Genomic DNA, 15330 nt, shown 5'->3' on the forward strand with positions numbered 1-15330 from the left:
GGGGCCGGCCAGTCGCTCACCAGGTTGTGGGAGACTGGCGGACCGAGCCCCGTCGAGGGCGGGACCCGCGTGGAACAACGCGACCTGCTGACGACGTTCCACCATTCGCACCCGGTCGACCGGCCAGCACCCTGGCCACCCGGCCCGCCAGACAAGAGAGGGCGAGGGACATGAAGCCCGACATCCACCCCGACTACCACGAGACCGCTGTGACCTGCGGTTGTGGGAACACCTTCACCACCCGCAGCACCATCTCCGGCGGCACGCTGTCGGTCGAGATGTGCTCGGCCTGCCACCCGTTCTACACGGGCAAGCAGCGTGTCCTGGACACCGGTGGCCGCGTGGCCCGCTTCGAGAAGCGCTTCGGCAAGCGCGAGACCGCAGCCAGCAAGTAGCACTCCCGACGGCGCCCGTCCCGCCCCCGACCAGGGGCCGGGGCGGGCGCCGTCGTCGTGTCCCGGCCACCCGGTCGGGACGCGTGGACAGCGCACCAGCAGCCCGACGATCAGCACTGGGAGGGGAGCACCGTGACCGGGACACCCGACGGCGGCCTCGCCGACCTGCTCGCCGAGCACGCCGGCCTCGAGCTCGAGCTCGCCGACCCCTCGGTGCACGCCGACCAGTCCCGGGCCCGCCGGCTGGCCCGCCGCTACGCCTCGCTGGCCCCCCTCGTGGAGACCTCGCGGGCGCTCGAGGCGGCCCGCGAGGACCTCGCCGCGGCCCGCGAGCTGGCCCAGGAGGACCGGGCGTTCGCCGCCGAGGCCGACGAGTTGCAGGGCCAGATCGCCGTCCTGGAGGACCGGCTGCGCGAGCAGCTGCTGCCCAAGGACCCCGACGACGACAAGGACGTCATCCTGGAGATCAAGGCCGGCGAGGGCGGCGCGGAGTCCGCGCTCTTCGTCGGGGACCTGCTCCGGATGTACCTGCGCTACGCCGAGCGCCGCGGGTGGGCCACCCAGGTCCTCGACGCCGTGGACGCCGAGCTCGGCGGCTACAAGGACGTCGCGGTCGCGGTGAAGTCCCGCACCGACGAGGGCATCTGGTCCCGGCTGAAGTTCGAGGCCGGCGTCCACCGGGTGCAGCGGGTGCCGGTCACCGAGAGCCAGGGCCGCATCCACACCTCCGCCGTCGGCGTGCTGGTGCTGCCCGAGGCCGAGGAGGTCGACGTCACCGTCGACCCCGCCGACCTGCGGATCGACGTCTTCCGGTCCTCGGGCCCGGGCGGGCAGAGCGTGAACACCACCGACTCCGCCGTCCGGATCACCCACCTGCCCACCGGCACCGTGGTGAGCTCGCAGAACGAGAAGAGCCAGCTGCAGAACCGGGAGTCCGCCCTGCGGGTGCTGCGCTCCCGGCTGCTGGCCGCGGCCCGCGAGGAGGCCGCCGCGACCGCCAGCGACGCCCGTCGCAGCCAGGTCCGCACCGTGGACCGCAGCGAGCGCGTGCGGACCTACAACTACCCCGAGAACCGGATCTCCGACCACCGCGTCGGCTTCAAGGCGCACAACCTGGACGCGGTCCTGGACGGCGAGCTGGACCCCGTCATCGACGCGCTGTCCACCGCGCACACCGCCGAGCTGCTCGAGGTCGGCAGCTGACCCCGCGCGAACTGCTCCAGCAGGCGGCCCGACGGCTCGCGGAGGCCGGGGTCGAGTCCCCCCGGGTCGACGCCGAGCTGCTGCTGGCCCACGCCCTCGGGGTGCCCCGGGCGCGGCTGGTCACCCTGGACGACGTCCCGGACAGCACCCGGTTCAGCCACCTGCTGGACCAGCGCGTCGCCCGGGTGCCGCTGCAGCACCTCACCGGCTCCGCGGCCTTCCGGCACCTGGAGCTGGCAGTCGGCCCCGGGGTCTTCGTGCCCCGCCCGGAGACCGAGCAGATCGCCGGCTGGGTGCTCGAGCAGGTGGCCGGGCTCGACGCCCCCGTCGTCGTCGACCTGGGCACTGGCTCCGGGGCGATCGCGCTGTCGGTCGCCCACGAGCACCCGGGTGCTCGGGTCACCGCCGTCGAACGCGACCCCGACGCCATCGCCTGGACCCGGCACAACGCCGACGCTCGCGCCGCCGCGGGGGACACCCCGGTGACCGTGCTCGCCGGGGACATGACCGACCGGGGCCTGTTGACCGACCTCGACGGTCGGGTCGACGTCGTCGTCTCCAACCCGCCGTACGTGCCCGACGACGCGCGACTGCCGCGCGAGGTCGCCGACCACGACCCGCCGCTGGCGCTGTGGGGCGGCCCCGACGGCCTGGACGTCGTCCGCGGGCTGCTGCGCACCGCCGCACGGCTGCTGCGCCCCGGCGGGCTGCTGGCCGTCGAGCACGCCGACGTCCAGGGCGGTTCGCTGCCGGCGCTGGTCCGGGCGCACGGCGGGTGGGTCGACGTCGCCGACCACCCCGACCTGGCCGGGCGGCCCCGCTTCACCACCGCTCAGCTGCAGAAGCGCGACACGTAGCCCTCGGTCCCCGGGACGGACACGTCCCGGTCCCGGCGCTGCACGGCGACCTCCGTGCCCCGTGCCGCGCACGCGGCGTCGAAGGCCGCGTCGGTGTACTCGACCTCCAGCACCAGGTCGCCGTAGGCGGCGGTGTAGGCCTGGCACTCGCCGTACACCTGGCACTGCTCGGTCACCGCGTAGTCGAACCCCAGGTCGCGCCCGGCCAGGTCGGCGGCGTTCTTCTGCGCGATGGTGAGGCCCGCGGCGTGCGCCCGCCGGACCAGCAGACCCGCCATCGCGACGGCGTGGTCCACCGTGAGCAGCCCCTGCGAGCGGGTCCAGCTGTCCAGGTTGTCCGGCTCGACGGCGTCGAAGCCGTCCGCCGCGCACCCGTCGAACCATCCGCCCACCTCGGTGAGTACCCGCTCGCGCTGGGCGGGGGTGCTGATGTCGAGGAGGAACTCCCCGGGCCAGTCCGGGTCCTCGACCCGGGCCCCCGTCGCGTCGTGCAGCAGCAGGTCCTCGGGCACCTCGTCGGTGCCCGGCTGGGTCTGGAAGGCGTTGACGTAGCAGGCCGACCACAGGCCAGGGGCGGGGGAGTCGGTGCGGTCCCGGACCACGCCGGTCACCCCGTCGGCCGGCTCGTACTGCCCGCCGAGCTGGTAGTCGACCCGGGCCCCCATCGGGGTGTCCAGCTGCACCGGCGCCGCGCAGCCGCCCAGCAGCAGTCCGACCGGGACCAGCCACCACCGCATGGGCGCCGACGGTACGTGGGGGAGACTGCCGGTGTGGCCGACGTCTACGACTGCACCGACGAGGACCAGCGCGCCGCGGGCCTGACCGCCGCGGCCGCCGCGCTCTCCCGCGGCGAGCTGGTCCTGCTGCCCACCGACACCGTCTACGGGGTGGCCGCCGACGCCTTCACCCCCGAGGCGGTCGGTCGGCTCCTCACCGCCAAGAACCGGGGCCGCAACATGCCGGTCCCCGTGCTGGTCGGGGAGGCCTCCACCGTGGCCGGCCTGGTGACGGCGTTCCCCGCCGACGCCCACGCCCTCGCCGAGGCGTTCTGGCCCGGCGGGCTGACCCTGGTGCTCGAACACACCCCGACGCTGAGCTGGGACCTGGGCGAGGCCGAGGGGACCGTTGCCGTCCGGCTGCCGGACGACGACCTGGCCCGCGACCTCCTCCGGCGCACCGGCCCCCTCGCCGTCTCCAGTGCGAACCGGTCCGGCCGTCCCGCCGCCACCAGCGCACAGCAGGCCGAGTACCAGCTGGGCGAGCACGCAGCCGTCGTCCTGGACGGCGGCCCGCGGGAGAGCAGTGGGGCCAGCACGATCGTGGACTGCACCGGACCCGTGCCCCGGGTGCTGCGGGTGGGTGCTGTCGACGTGGACCGGCTGCGCGCGGTCGTGCCCGGCATCACCGACTGAGCAGGTCCCCGTACCGCGCTGCGCCCGCACCGCGCCGTCGAGCCGGCCCCGTCCCAGCACGTCGGCCCGGAGCCGCTGACGGGGGCGATACCGTGGGTCCGACCTCCGCGTGCCCCCTCCCGGGTGCGCGGCGCCCCTCTCTCCCGGAGCGCGCCCCGCATGAGCACCCCTGCAGCCACCCCGTACTGGGGGCCCGACTTCGACGCGCTGGCCTCCTTCGACCCGGAGATCGCCGGCGTCGTCACCGACGAGCTGGACCGGCTGCGCACCGGCCTGCAGCTGATCGCCAGCGAGAACTTCACCAGCCCCGCCGTCCTCGCGGCGCTGGGCAGCACGCTGAGCAACAAGTACGCCGAGGGCTACCCCGGCAAGCGGTACTACGGCGGTTGCGACGTCGTCGACCGAGCCGAGTCCCTCGGGATCGAGCGCGGCAAGGAGCTGTTCGGCGCGGAGCACGTCAACCTGCAGCCGCACTCGGGCGCCAGCGCCAACCTGGCCGCCTACGGGGCCTTCCTCAAGCCCGGTGACACCATGCTCGGGATGGCCCTGCCGATGGGCGGGCACCTGACCCACGGCACCAAGGTCTCGTTCTCCGGGAAGTGGTTCAACGCCGTGCAGTACGGCGTGGACCCGAAGACCGAGCACATCGACTACGACCAGGTCCGTGACCTCGCGCGCGAGCACCGGCCCAAGCTGATCATCGCCGGCGGGTCCGCGATCCCGCGGCTGATCGACTTCGCCGCGTTCCGGCAGATCGCCGACGAGGTCGGGGCCGTCTTCATGGTCGACGCCGCCCACTTCATCGGCCTGGTGGCCGGCAAGGCCATCCCCTCGCCGGTGCCGCACGCCGATGTCGTCACCTTCACCACGCACAAGGTGCTGCGCGGGCCCCGCGGTGGCGCCATCGTGTGCAAGGCCGAGCACGCCAAGGCCATCGACAAGGCCGCCTTCCCGATGATGCAGGGTGGGCCGCTGATGCACGCCGTCGCCGCCAAGGCGGTGAACCTCAAGGAGTGCCTGACACCTGAGTACCAGGCCTACACCCGCCAGGTCATCGCCAACGCCCAGGCCCTCACCGAGGGCCTGGCTGCCGAGGGACTGCGTCCGGTCGCCGGTGGCACCGACACCCACCTGGCCCTGCTGGACCTGCAGTCCACCGGGGTCAGCGGTGCCGACGCCGAGGCCCGCTGCGACGCCGCCGGGATCGTGCTGAACAAGAACGCGATCCCCTTCGACCCGCAGCCGGCCTCCATCGCCTCGGGCATCCGGGTCGGCAGCCCGTCGGTCACCACCCAGGGCATGACCGAGTCCGACATGGCCCAGATCGCCACCTTCATCGGGACGGCGATCCGCGACGCCGACGGGTCGCGGTCCGCCGAGGTGTCGGCCGCGGTCCGCGAGCTGGTCTCGGCCCACCCGGCCTACCCCGAGCCCGTCCGCTGAGGCGGGCCCGGGCCACCGCCCGGACCGCCCGCCCGACCACCCCAGGAGCCTGAGCCGCCCGTGCGCGAGTACCTCGTCGTCTGCCTCGTCGCGGCGCTGGTCACCTACCTGACCACGCCCGTCGTGCGGATGCTGGCGATGCGGTTCAAGGTCGTCGCCGCGGTACGCGACCGCGACGTGCACGTCATCCCGACCCCACGGGGGGGAGGGGTGGCGATGTACGCCGGGGTCGCGGCCGCGGTGCTGGTGGCCTCCCGGCTGCCGGCCCTGCAGCGCACCTTCGAGGACAGCCAGACCTACGCGGTGCTCGTGGCGGGCGGGCTGATCTGCCTGCTCGGTGTGCTCGACGACCGGTTCGGCATCGACGCGCTCACCAAGCTCACCGGCCAGATCGCGTGCGCCGGGGTCATGGTGCTGCTGGGCGTCCAGTTCCTCTTCGTCTTCCTGCCCTTCGCCGACATCGGGACGCTGTCCCTGGGCGACGCCGGGGTGCCGCTGACCATCCTGGTGACCGTCCTGGTGGTCAACGCCCTCAACTTCATCGACGGACTGGACGGCCTGGCCGCCGGGGTCTCGGCGATCTCGGCACTGGCGCTGTTCGCCTACAGCTACAACCTGGGCCTGGTCGGCTACGACGACACCGCGAGCGCCCCCGCCCTCATCACCGCGATCCTGGCCGGGGCCTGCCTGGGGTTCCTGCCGCACAACTTCTCCCCGGCGCGGATCTTCATGGGCGACTCCGGGTCCATGATGGTCGGGCTGATGCTCTCCGCCGCCGCCGTCTCGGCCACCGGTCGGGTGGACACCCAGAGCTTCGACTCCGCAGCCAGCGTGCTGCCGCTGGCGCTGCCGCTGCTGGTCCCGCTCGCGGTGCTCTTCATCCCCTTCACCGACCTGGTGCTCGCCGTCGTCCGCCGGACCCGCAAGGGCCAGTCGCCCTTCAGCCCGGACAAGATGCACCTGCACCACCGGCTGCTCACCATCGGGCACTCGCACCGCCGGGCCGTCCTGATCATGTACTTCTGGGCCGCGCTGCTGTCCTTCGGCGTCATCGCGCTGTCCATCACCGGCGGCACCCTGGAGGTGCTCGTGGTGGTCTCCACGCTGCTGGTCATCGGCGTGCTGGCGGTGCTGAGCCCCCGGGCCCGCCGTGCCGAGCGGACCGCCATCGAGGTCGCCGAGTCCGAGAGCACCGCCCGACGCAGCGTCCGCTCCCGCCGCTGGCGGCGACGGCCGGCACCCGCCACCCGCGTCGTGCCCGCCCCGGGCGCCGCCGGCCCGTGGGACCTGTCGTTCCTGCGGGCCGGTTCGCTGGTGACCCTCGTGGTCACCGCGGTGGCCGTCCCGGTGGTCGGCCTGCTGAGCGGCTGGGCCGAGGCGCTGGGGGTGGTGCTGGGTGCCGCCATCGTCACCCTGTTCTTCTGCCTCTCCGGCTTCGCCATCGCCTGGGCCGGCAAGATCGACGACTCCTTCACCCTGCCGGCGGCCCTCGGTGCCTTCATGGTCAAGGTGCTCGGCTTCTTCGCCCTGCTCCAGGCCCTGCCCGCCGACGGGTGGCCCGACCGGGTGGCGACGGCGTGGACCGTCATCGCCGGCGCCCTCCTGTGGAGCGGGGTGCAGGCCCGCTGGGTGTGGACCCGACAGCTCTACTACACGACCCCGCCGGCCCCTCCCTCGACGGACGTTCTGCCACACGCTGTAGAACACCCGGTCCGCAAGGTCACAGGCGGCTGATAGTGTCCGAACTGATGGACGAGGCCGCCACGCGTGCCGGTGGCCCACGGCCTCGACCGGCAGACGCCCCCGATGACACCCCGCACCCCAGCGGTGCGGATGTCGGCTGGGGCATCACCGGGACCCTCCTGGCCGGACTCGTCGTCTACGGCGGGGCCGGGCTGCTGGTGGACCGGTGGCTGGACACGAAGGTCTTCGCCCTCATCGGCGTGGTCGTCGGACTCGGCCTGTCGGTCTACCTGATCACCGTCAAGTACGGCGGACCGGTCCAGCAGACCCAGGCCATCAGCTCGACCAGTTACAGCAAGATCAGCTCTAAGAGCTACAGCACGTACCGCAACACCCCGGGCGGACGACGGAGCCAGCCCAGGACGCAGAAGGGACACCGGTGACCTCCAGCGCCCACGCGCTCTCCAGCGTGCTCGCGGTCGAGAGCGACCCCGGCGGCGGATTCGTCGCCCCGAGCATCGCCGAGTTCTACCCCCCGTCCCTGGTCGACTTCACGATCTTGGGCATCGACTTCTCGATCACCCGCATCACGGTGATCTCCTGGATCGCCACCGCCGCGATCCTCGCCTTCATGGTGCTGGCCACCCGCAAGCCGACGATCGTGCCGCGCCGCGCGCAGTTCCTGATGGAGAGCGGCTACTCGCTCGTCCGGGACAACATCGGCCGCGACGTCATCGGCCCGCAGTTCCAGCGTTTCGTGCCCTTCCTGGGCGCGCTGTTCTTCTTCATCCTGGCGAACAACGCGATGAGCATCATCCCGTTCTTCCAGATCTCGCCGATGAGCAAGTTCGCGCTGCCGCTGGTCCTCGCGCTGCTGGTCTACATCCTCTACAACGTCGTGTCGATCAAGAACAAGGGACTGGGGGGCTACCTCAAGGAGGTCGCCATCCCGCCGGGCGTGCCTGGTCCGTTCCTGCTCCTGGTGACGCCGATCGAGCTGCTGCAGATGTTCATCATCCGGCCGTTCACCCTCGCCGTCCGACTCTTCGCCAACCTCTTCGCCGGGCACATGCTCCTGGTCGTGTTCTCCCTGGGCACGGTCTACCTGCTGGGCAAGTTCGGTGAGAACTTCTCGGTCATCTTCGCGCCGTTCTCCTTCCTCATGGCGCTGTTCATGACCTTCTTCGAGGTCCTGGTCATCGTGCTGCAGGCCTACGTCTTCACCGTGCTGACCGCGACCTACCTGAACGGGGCGGTCGAGAAGGCCCACTGAGGCCCCTCAGCGCTCCGTCCACCCCAGACGCACCACCCCGCCAGCCACCCGGAACCCCGGGTGACCGACACAGGAGGAACACCCCGCAATGATCGAGGTTCTCGCAGAGCTGCAGGGCAGCATCGGTTCGGTCGGCTACGGCCTGGCCGCCATCGGCCCCGGCATCGGTGTCGGCATCGTGTGGGCGGCCTACATCCAGGCCACCGCCCGCCAGCCCGAGTCGGCCGGCCTCACCCGTACCTACGCCTTCCTGGGTGCCGCCCTCTCCGAGGCGCTCGCGCTCATCGGCCTGGTCGTCCCCTTCATCTTCGGTTCCTGACCCTGCTCGTCAGGGCCAGGGCGACCGGACTCGGAGGAGGTGCTGAGAGATGAACCTGTACGCAGCTGAGGGTGAGCAGAACCCCCTGCTCCCTCCCGTCGGCGAGATCGTCGTCGGCCTGATCACGTTCGCGATCCTCGCGTTCGTCGTCGTCAAGTACGTCTTCCCGGTCATCGAGAAGACGTTCCAGGCGCGGCGCGAGGCCATCGAGGGCGGCATGGAACGGGCCGAGGCGGCCCAGGCCGAGGCCAAGGCAGCGCTGGAGCAGTACCGCGCCCAGCTCGCCGAGGCCCGCAACGAGGCCGCTCAGATCCGTGACGCCGCCCGGGCGGAGGGACAGCAGATCCTCGAGGAGCTGCGCACCCAGGCCCAGGAGGAGTCCGCCCGGATCACCGCCCGTGGCGAGGAGCAGCTCGCTGCCTCCCGCCAGCAGGTGGTCAACGAGCTCCGCGGGCAGATCGGCTCCATGGCCGTGACGCTGGCCGGCCGCGTGGTGGGGGAGTCCCTCGAGGACGACGCCCGTCGCCGCGGGACGGTCGACCGCTTCCTCGACGAGCTCGACGGCATGTCGGCCAGCACCCCTGCGGCCGCCGGCACCACCGGTGGCAGCACGGTCTACTCGCCCGAGGGCGACCGCTGATGCAGGCCGCCAGCCGCGAGGCGCTCGCGCAGTCGCGCGAGCGCCTGGCAGACCGCGTCCGGGGCACCGACGGCGAGGCCCGCCTGGGCCTGGCCGACGAGCTGTTCTCGGTCGCGCACCTGCTCGAGGGCCAGGTCTCGCTCCGGCGCGCCCTGGCCGACGCGTCGGTGCGGCCCGACGACCGGGCCGGGCTGGCCCAGCGACTGCTGGCCTCCCAGCTCTCCGCCGGTGCCGTCGACGTCGTCGAGACCGTGGCCCGGCAGCGCTGGTCGCGCCCGCTGGACCTGGTCGAGGCCGTCGAGACCCTCGCGACCGATGCGGCGCTGGACGCCGCGGACGCCCGCGGGGAGCTCGACACCGTCGAGGACGAGTTGTTCCGGTTCGGACGGATCATCGACGGCGACGACGACCTGGCCCGACTGCTCGGCGATCGCAGCGCGTCCCGCGAGGGCAAGACCGCGCTGCTGGACCGGCTGCTGGCCGGCCGGGTCTCACCCGTCACCGAGCGGCTGGTCCGGAACTCGCTGACCAGCTCGCACGTGCACAACGCAGCCAACGCCGTCGAGCGCATCTCGGTCGCGGCCTCGGCACGACGTGGCCAGTCGGTCGCGCACGTGACGAGCGCCCTGCCCCTGACCGACGCGCAGGAGCAGCGGCTGACCGGGATCCTGGAGAGGACGTACGGCCGGAGCATCGGCCTGCAGGTCCAGGTCGACCCCTCCATCGTCGGGGGCCTGGTCATCCGGGTCGGCGACGAGATCGTGGACGGCAGCATCTCGCACCGTCTCGAGGCAGCGGGCCGGCGCTTCACCGGCTGACCCGCAGCCACCAGCGCGGCAGTCGAGCACCGACCGAGCACGCAGCACGACCCCAGACAGCACCTGAGCAGGGAAGAGGACACCCAGGGCCATGGCCGAGCTCACGATCTCCGCGGACGAGATCCGCAGTGCCATCCAGAACTACGTCAGCGACTACGACTCCGACGTCTCCCGTGAGGAGGTCGGGATCGTCACCGAGGCCGGCGACGGCATCGCCCGTGTCGAGGGCCTGCCCTCGGTCATGACCAACGAGCTCCTGGAGTTCGAGGGTGGCGTGCGTGGTCTGGCGCTGAACCTCGACGTGCGCGAGGTCGGCGTCGTGGTCATGGGTGACTTCGCCTCCATCGAGGAGGGCCAGACGGTCCGCCGGACCGGTCAGGTCCTCTCGGTGCCGGTCGGCGACGGCTTCCTCGGCCGCGTCGTGGACCCGCTCGGCGTGCCGATCGACGGCGCCGGCGACATCCACAGCACCGAGCGCCGCGCCCTGGAGCTGCAGGCCCCCTCGGTGGTCCAGCGCCAGTCGGTGCACGAGCCCCTCGCCACCGGGATCAAGGCCATCGACGCCATGACCCCGATCGGCCGCGGCCAGCGTCAGCTGATCATCGGCGACCGCCAGACCGGCAAGACCGCGATCGCGATCGACACGATCATCAACCAGAAGGCCGCCTGGGCCACCGGTGACCCGGCCCAGCAGGTCCGCTGCATCTACGTCGCCGTGGGCCAGAAGGGCTCCACGATCGCCGGTGTCAAGGCCGCGCTCGAGGACGCCGGCGCGATGGAGTACACGACCATCGTCGCCTCGCCCGCCTCGGACTCGGCCGGCTACAAGTACATCGCCCCCTACACCGGCTCGGCGATCGGCCAGCACTGGATGTACGAGGGCAAGCACACGCTGATCGTCTTCGACGACCTGTCCAAGCAGGCCGAGGCGTACCGCGCTGTCTCCCTGCTGCTGCGTCGCCCGCCGGGCCGCGAGGCCTACCCCGGCGACGTCTTCTACTTGCACTCCCGTCTGCTCGAGCGCTGCGCCAAGCTGTCCGAGGAGCTCGGTGGCGGGTCGCAGACCGGCCTGCCGATCATCGAGACCAAGGGCAACGACGTCTCGGCGTACATCCCGACCAACGTCATCTCGATCACCGACGGCCAGATCTTCCTGGAGACCGGCCTCTTCAACTCCGGTGTCCGCCCGGCCATCAACGTGGGCATCTCGGTGTCCCGCGTCGGCGGCTCGGCGCAGACGAAGGCCATGAAGGCCGTCGCCGGCCGACTGCGCCTGGACCTGGCCCAGTTCCGTGAGCTGGAGGCCTTCTCCTCCTTCTCCTCGGACCTGGATGCCTCCTCCCGCGCCACCCTGGACCGCGGTCAGCGTCTGGTCGAGCTGCTCAAGCAGGGCCAGTACGCCCCGTTCTCCCTGGAGCGCGAGGTCGTCTCGCTGTGGCTGGGCACCCGGGGCAAGCTCGACGTCGTCCCGGTCGCCGACGTCCGGCGCTTCGAGGGCGAGTTCCTGGACTACCTGTCCCGGGGCGAGACGGGCGCGCTCGACGCGATCCGCAACTCCAAGAAGCTCGAGGACGACACCGTCGCGAACCTGGAGTCCGCGGTCGAGGCCTTCTACGGCCAGTTCACCACCAGCGACGGCGAGTCGCTGAAGGTCAACGAGCCCGAGGTCGAGGCCATGGCCGCCACTGACCGTGGCCAGGAGCGCGTCCAGGTCAAGAAGAAGGCCTGACCCGTGGCTGCCTCTCTCCGCGCGCTGCGGCGCCGCATCCGCTCCACACGGTCGACGAAGAAGATCTTCTCGGCCCAGGAGCTGATCGCCGGTGCCCGCATCGTGCGTGCGCAGAACCGGGTCGAGGCCTCCAAGCCCTACGCCCGGGAGATCACCCGGGTGCTCTCGGCGCTGGCGTCCTCGGCGAGCCTGGACCACCCGCTGCTCACCGAGCGGGAGAAGCCGGGTCGGGTGGCGGTGCTGGTCATCACCTCCGACCGTGGCTTCGCGGGCTCCTACAACGTCAACGTGCTGCGCCGTACCGAGGAGCTCCTCGGCCTGCTGCGCAGCGAGGGCAAGGAGCCGGTCCTCTACGTCGTCGGCCGCAAGGGCGAGACGTACTACCGGTTCCGTGACCGGGCCGTCGAGGAGACCTGGACCGGGTTCTCCGAGCAGCCCAACTACACCGACGCACAGGACGTGGGCCGGACGCTGATCGAGGCGTTCACCGCCGGCGAGGACGACGACGAGGTCGGCGGCGGTGCCGACGGCATCGAGGGCGTCGACGAGCTGCACATCGTCTACACCGAGTTCCGCTCGCTGCTCGCCCAGGTCCCCGTCGCCAAGCGGATGGCCCCGCTGGAGGTCGAGGAGGTGGAGGAGTTCGAGCACGAGCGCGAGGACGCCGCCGCCGGTCAGAAGACGACCGACATCCCGACCTCCTACGAGTTCGAGCCCTCGGCGGAGGCGCTGCTGGACGCGCTGCTGCCCAAGTACATCTCCACCCGGATCTACGCGGCGATGCTCGAGTCCGCCGCGTCGGAGTCGGCGTCCCGTCGTCGGGCCATGAAGTCGGCCTCCGACAACGCCGAGGAGCTGGCGAAGAACCTGTCCCGGCAGGCGAACGCGGCCCGCCAGGCGGGCATCACCCAGGAGATCAGCGAGATCGTCGGCGGCGCCGACGCCCTCGTCTCCAGCGGGTCGGACACCTGATGCCGTCGCCCGCCACCACGTTCACGCACGCGAGCACGACCCACCGAGCCAGGAGAGCGACACGATGACCCTCACCGAGGACCGTCCGAGCACGAGCGAGACCACCGGCTCCGGCCGCGTCGTCCGGGTCACCGGCCCGGTCGTCGACGTCGAGTTCCCCCGTGACTCGATGCCCGAGCTGTTCAACGCCCTCAAGGTCGACGTCACCCTCGCCGACCTGGGCAAGACCCTGACCCTCGAGGTCGCCCAGCACCTGGGCGACAACGTCGTCCGCACCATCTCCATGGCCCCGACCGACGGTCTGGTCCGCGGCGCCGAGGTGCGCGACACCGGTTCGGCCATCTCCGTCCCCGTCGGCGACCAGGTGACCGGGCACGTCTTCAACGCCCTCGGCGAGTGCCTGGACACCCCCGGCTACGGCGAGGACGGACTGCGCTGGACGATCCACCGCCACGCCCCCAAGTTCGACCAGCTCGAGGGTCGGACCGAGCTGCTCGAGACCGGCATCAAGGTCATCGACCTGCTCACGCCCTACATCAAGGGCGGGAAGATCGGCCTGTTCGGCGGTGCCGGCGTCGGCAAGACGGTCCTCATCCAGGAGATGATCCGTCGTGTCGCCCAGGAGTTCGGTGGCGTGTCGGTGTTCGCCGGTGTCGGCGAGCGCACCCGTGAGGGCAACGACCTCATCACCGAGATGACCGAGTCCGGCGTCATCAACTCGACCGCGCTGGTCTTCGGCCAGATGGACGAGCCGCCGGGCACGCGTCTGCGCGTGGCCCTCTCGGCCCTGACGATGGCGGAGTACTTCCGCGACGAGCAGGACCAGGACGTGCTGCTCTTCATCGACAACATCTTCCGGTTCACCCAGGCCGGGTCCGAGGTCTCCACGCTGCTGGGGCGCATGCCCTCCGCCGTGGGGTACCAGCCGACCCTGGCCGACGAGATGGGCGAGCTGCAGGAGCGGATCACCTCGACCCGAGGCCGGTCCATCACCTCGCTGCAGGCCATCTACGTGCCCGCCGACGACATCACCGACCCGGCGCCGCACACCACCTTCGCCCACCTGGACGCCACGACGAACCTGTCGCGGCCCATCTCGGAGAAGGGCATCTACCCGGCCGTGGACCCGCTGGACTCCACCAGCCGGATCCTCGACGCCCAGTACGTCGGTCAGGAGCACTACGACACGGCGTCGGAGGTCAAGCGGATCCTGCAGCGCTACCAGGAGCTGCAGGACATCATCGCCATCCTCGGCATCGACGAGCTCGGTGAGGAGGACAAGGTCACCGTGAACCGGGCCCGTCGCATCGAGCGCTTCCTGTCCCAGAACATGTTCGTGGCCGAGGCCTTCACCGGTCAGCCGGGGTCCTACGTGCCGCTGACCGAGACCCTGCAGGCGTTCAAGGCGCTGACCCAGGGCGAGTACGACCACGTGCCGGAGCAGGCCTTCTTCATGTGCGGTGGACTCGAGGACCTCGAGGCCAACGCCGCCAAGCTCAAGAAGGGCTGACCAGCCCCAGCACCGCCACGACGGCCGGGTCCCCCCAGGGGGGCCCGGCCGTCGTCGTGTCCCGGTCGTCCGCGCGTCCCCGGGGGAGCCCGGGGGAGGGTGGTGCGGCCTGCGCCCGACCGGCGGGGGGATGCCGGACTCAGTGACGGGGTGCCGGCACGTCCTGGTCGACGGCGAACACGTCCTCGCCGGCGGGGAGCTGCCCGTCGGCGACCGCGGGCGCGGGCACGGCACCGAACCGGGCCAGCAGCAGCGCGCTCCCGATCGTCACGGCGAAGCCGGCCACGGCGAGGCCGCCGAGACCCTCGGCGGGGCGGTCCCCGACCAGCACGCCCAGCACCGAGCCCAGCACCGACTCGGTCGCCACCATCGTCGTGGTCACCAGCACCACGGAGCCCCGCTGGAGGGCCAGCGCGCCCGCAACCAGCCCCGCGACGCCCGACAGGCCGATCGCCCAGGCGCTGGGGTCGGCGAGCACACCGGGCACGGTGACCGGGCCCAGCACGCGGGCGCCCAGGGACACGACCGCGAAGCAGCTGCCGGCGAGTGCGGCGACCAGCACCGAGCCGGTGGGGGTCGCGGGCACGCGGGTGCACACCACGACCGCGGCCAGCAGGGTGATCGCCCCGGCGAGGGCCGACCAGCGGACGTCGGGGTCCACGAGGCCGGCCGCGCGTGGGGCGGCCGCCAGCGCGACGGCCACCAGGCCCGCGGCCACACCGGCCAGGGCGAGGACCTCCCGGCGGTGCAGCCGGCTGCCCAGCAGCAGGGCAGCGAGGACCGCGGTGACCCCCAGGCTGGAGGCGCGGCCGGCCTGCACCAGGAACAGCGGCAGCTCGCGGACGGCGACCAGGGAGGCCAGGAAGCCGGCGCCCACGAGGGCGGTGCCCAGCAGGTAGCGGGGCTCGCGCACCAGGCCGCCGAGGAGTCCGGTGAGGTCCTGGCGGGCGCTGCGGGCCACCGCCGAGGCCTGGCACACCGCCGCGGCGCCGGAGCACAGCGCGGCAACGACGAGCGCGACGACCGACACGACCACGAGGTCCCCCGTCCTGGCGGGCCCGGGATGGGCGAGCGCC

16 protein-coding genes are annotated in these 15330 nt (G+C 72.1%); 14 read left to right on the plus strand and 2 right to left on the minus strand.

Annotation, left to right across the window (positions count from 1 at the left end; translation table 11 throughout):
* Nucleotides 1-170 precede the first annotated feature (170 nt).
* The 3 genes from rpmE (at nt 171) to prmC (ending at nt 2455) form a co-directional block, all read left to right on the plus strand.
* Nucleotides 171-395 (plus strand): 50S ribosomal protein L31, encoded by a 225-nt coding sequence (gene rpmE, locus AC0IVP_RS06140; RefSeq protein ID WP_056288484.1) that lies wholly within the window; start codon nt 171-173, stop codon nt 393-395.
* A 132-nt stretch (nt 396-527) separates the two neighbouring features.
* Nucleotides 528-1598, plus strand: coding sequence for a peptide chain release factor 1 (prfA, locus tag AC0IVP_RS06145; RefSeq protein ID WP_157518891.1), 1071 nt, complete (start codon nt 528-530; stop codon nt 1596-1598).
* Between the two features lie 11 nt (nt 1599-1609).
* Complete coding sequence (gene prmC, locus AC0IVP_RS06150) at nt 1610-2455, plus strand: peptide chain release factor N(5)-glutamine methyltransferase (RefSeq protein WP_471755331.1); 846 nt, start codon at nt 1610-1612, stop codon at nt 2453-2455.
* Here prmC and AC0IVP_RS06155 read toward each other — a convergent pair.
* Nucleotides 2431-3192, minus strand: a complete 762-nt coding sequence (locus AC0IVP_RS06155; RefSeq protein WP_471755265.1) for an endo alpha-1,4 polygalactosaminidase — start codon at nt 3190-3192, stop codon at nt 2431-2433. The genes prmC and AC0IVP_RS06155 overlap by 25 nt on opposite strands.
* A gap of 33 nt (nt 3193-3225) precedes the next feature.
* On the opposite strand from AC0IVP_RS06155, the gene AC0IVP_RS06160 reads away from it, so the two are divergent.
* The 11 genes from AC0IVP_RS06160 to atpD all read left to right on the plus strand — a co-directional run bounded on the left by AC0IVP_RS06160 (nt 3226) and on the right by atpD (nt 14254).
* Nucleotides 3226-3867 (plus strand): L-threonylcarbamoyladenylate synthase, encoded by a 642-nt coding sequence (locus tag AC0IVP_RS06160; RefSeq protein ID WP_471755267.1) that lies wholly within the window; start codon nt 3226-3228, stop codon nt 3865-3867.
* A 159-nt stretch (nt 3868-4026) separates the two neighbouring features.
* Entirely contained in the window at nt 4027-5310 is a 1284-nt protein-coding gene (locus tag AC0IVP_RS06165; protein ID WP_471755269.1) for a serine hydroxymethyltransferase, read from the plus strand.
* Nucleotides 5311-5370: 60 nt separating this feature from the next.
* Entirely contained in the window at nt 5371-7044 is a 1674-nt protein-coding gene (locus AC0IVP_RS06170; protein ID WP_471755271.1) for a glycosyltransferase family 4 protein, read from the plus strand.
* A 2-nt stretch (nt 7045-7046) separates the two neighbouring features.
* On the plus strand, nt 7047-7436 hold the full coding sequence (locus AC0IVP_RS06175; protein ID WP_471755274.1) for an AtpZ/AtpI family protein: 390 nt from the start codon (nt 7047-7049) through the stop codon (nt 7434-7436).
* Nucleotides 7433-8266: a F0F1 ATP synthase subunit A gene (gene atpB, locus AC0IVP_RS06180; protein ID WP_471755276.1), complete on the plus strand. Its 834-nt coding sequence runs from the start codon at nt 7433-7435 to the stop codon at nt 8264-8266. Before AC0IVP_RS06175 ends, atpB begins: the two co-directional genes overlap by 4 nt.
* A gap of 88 nt (nt 8267-8354) precedes the next feature.
* The gene (gene atpE, locus AC0IVP_RS06185) at nt 8355-8585 is read left to right on the plus strand and encodes an ATP synthase F0 subunit C (RefSeq protein WP_471755278.1); all 231 of its coding nucleotides are present in this window, start codon (nt 8355-8357) and stop codon (nt 8583-8585) included.
* Between the two features lie 49 nt (nt 8586-8634).
* Nucleotides 8635-9225 (plus strand): F0F1 ATP synthase subunit B, encoded by a 591-nt coding sequence (locus AC0IVP_RS06190; RefSeq protein WP_471755280.1) that lies wholly within the window; start codon nt 8635-8637, stop codon nt 9223-9225.
* Nucleotides 9225-10043, plus strand: a complete 819-nt coding sequence (locus AC0IVP_RS06195; RefSeq protein WP_056288460.1) for a F0F1 ATP synthase subunit delta — start codon at nt 9225-9227, stop codon at nt 10041-10043. Before AC0IVP_RS06190 ends, AC0IVP_RS06195 begins: the two co-directional genes overlap by 1 nt.
* 91 nt (nt 10044-10134) lie before the next feature.
* Complete coding sequence (gene atpA, locus AC0IVP_RS06200) at nt 10135-11772, plus strand: F0F1 ATP synthase subunit alpha (protein WP_056288457.1); 1638 nt, start codon at nt 10135-10137, stop codon at nt 11770-11772.
* A 3-nt stretch (nt 11773-11775) separates the two neighbouring features.
* Nucleotides 11776-12744, plus strand: a complete 969-nt coding sequence (locus tag AC0IVP_RS06205) for a F0F1 ATP synthase subunit gamma (protein WP_056288452.1) — start codon at nt 11776-11778, stop codon at nt 12742-12744.
* Nucleotides 12745-12808: 64 nt separating this feature from the next.
* Nucleotides 12809-14254 (plus strand): F0F1 ATP synthase subunit beta, encoded by a 1446-nt coding sequence (gene atpD / locus AC0IVP_RS06210; protein WP_471755282.1) that lies wholly within the window; start codon nt 12809-12811, stop codon nt 14252-14254.
* A 139-nt stretch (nt 14255-14393) separates the two neighbouring features.
* Here the strand turns inward: atpD and AC0IVP_RS06215 are convergent, their stop codons facing one another.
* Nucleotides 14394-15284 (minus strand): hypothetical protein, encoded by an 891-nt coding sequence (locus AC0IVP_RS06215; RefSeq protein WP_157518889.1) that lies wholly within the window; start codon nt 15282-15284, stop codon nt 14394-14396.
* Nucleotides 15285-15330 lie beyond the last annotated feature (46 nt).

The organism is Klenkia sp. AC732, assembly GCF_979256525.1.

Bases quoted from the DNA above. Each gene is read 5' to 3' on its own strand.
- AC0IVP_RS06155 (WP_471755265.1), bottom strand. From the start codon at position 3,192: ATGCGGTGGTGGCTGGTCCCGGTCGGACTGCTGCTGGGCGGCTGCGCG.
- atpA (WP_056288457.1), top strand. From the start codon at position 10,135: ATGGCCGAGCTCACGATCTCCGCGGACGAGATCCGCAGTGCCATCCAG.
- AC0IVP_RS06165 (WP_471755269.1), top strand. From the start codon at position 4,027: ATGAGCACCCCTGCAGCCACCCCGTACTGGGGGCCCGACTTCGACGCG.
- rpmE (WP_056288484.1), top strand. From the start codon at position 171: ATGAAGCCCGACATCCACCCCGACTACCACGAGACCGCTGTGACCTGC.
- AC0IVP_RS06190 (WP_471755280.1), top strand. From the start codon at position 8,635: ATGAACCTGTACGCAGCTGAGGGTGAGCAGAACCCCCTGCTCCCTCCC.
- atpE (WP_471755278.1), top strand. From the start codon at position 8,355: ATGATCGAGGTTCTCGCAGAGCTGCAGGGCAGCATCGGTTCGGTCGGC.
- atpD (WP_471755282.1), top strand. From the start codon at position 12,809: ATGACCCTCACCGAGGACCGTCCGAGCACGAGCGAGACCACCGGCTCC.
- AC0IVP_RS06195 (WP_056288460.1), top strand. From the start codon at position 9,225: ATGCAGGCCGCCAGCCGCGAGGCGCTCGCGCAGTCGCGCGAGCGCCTG.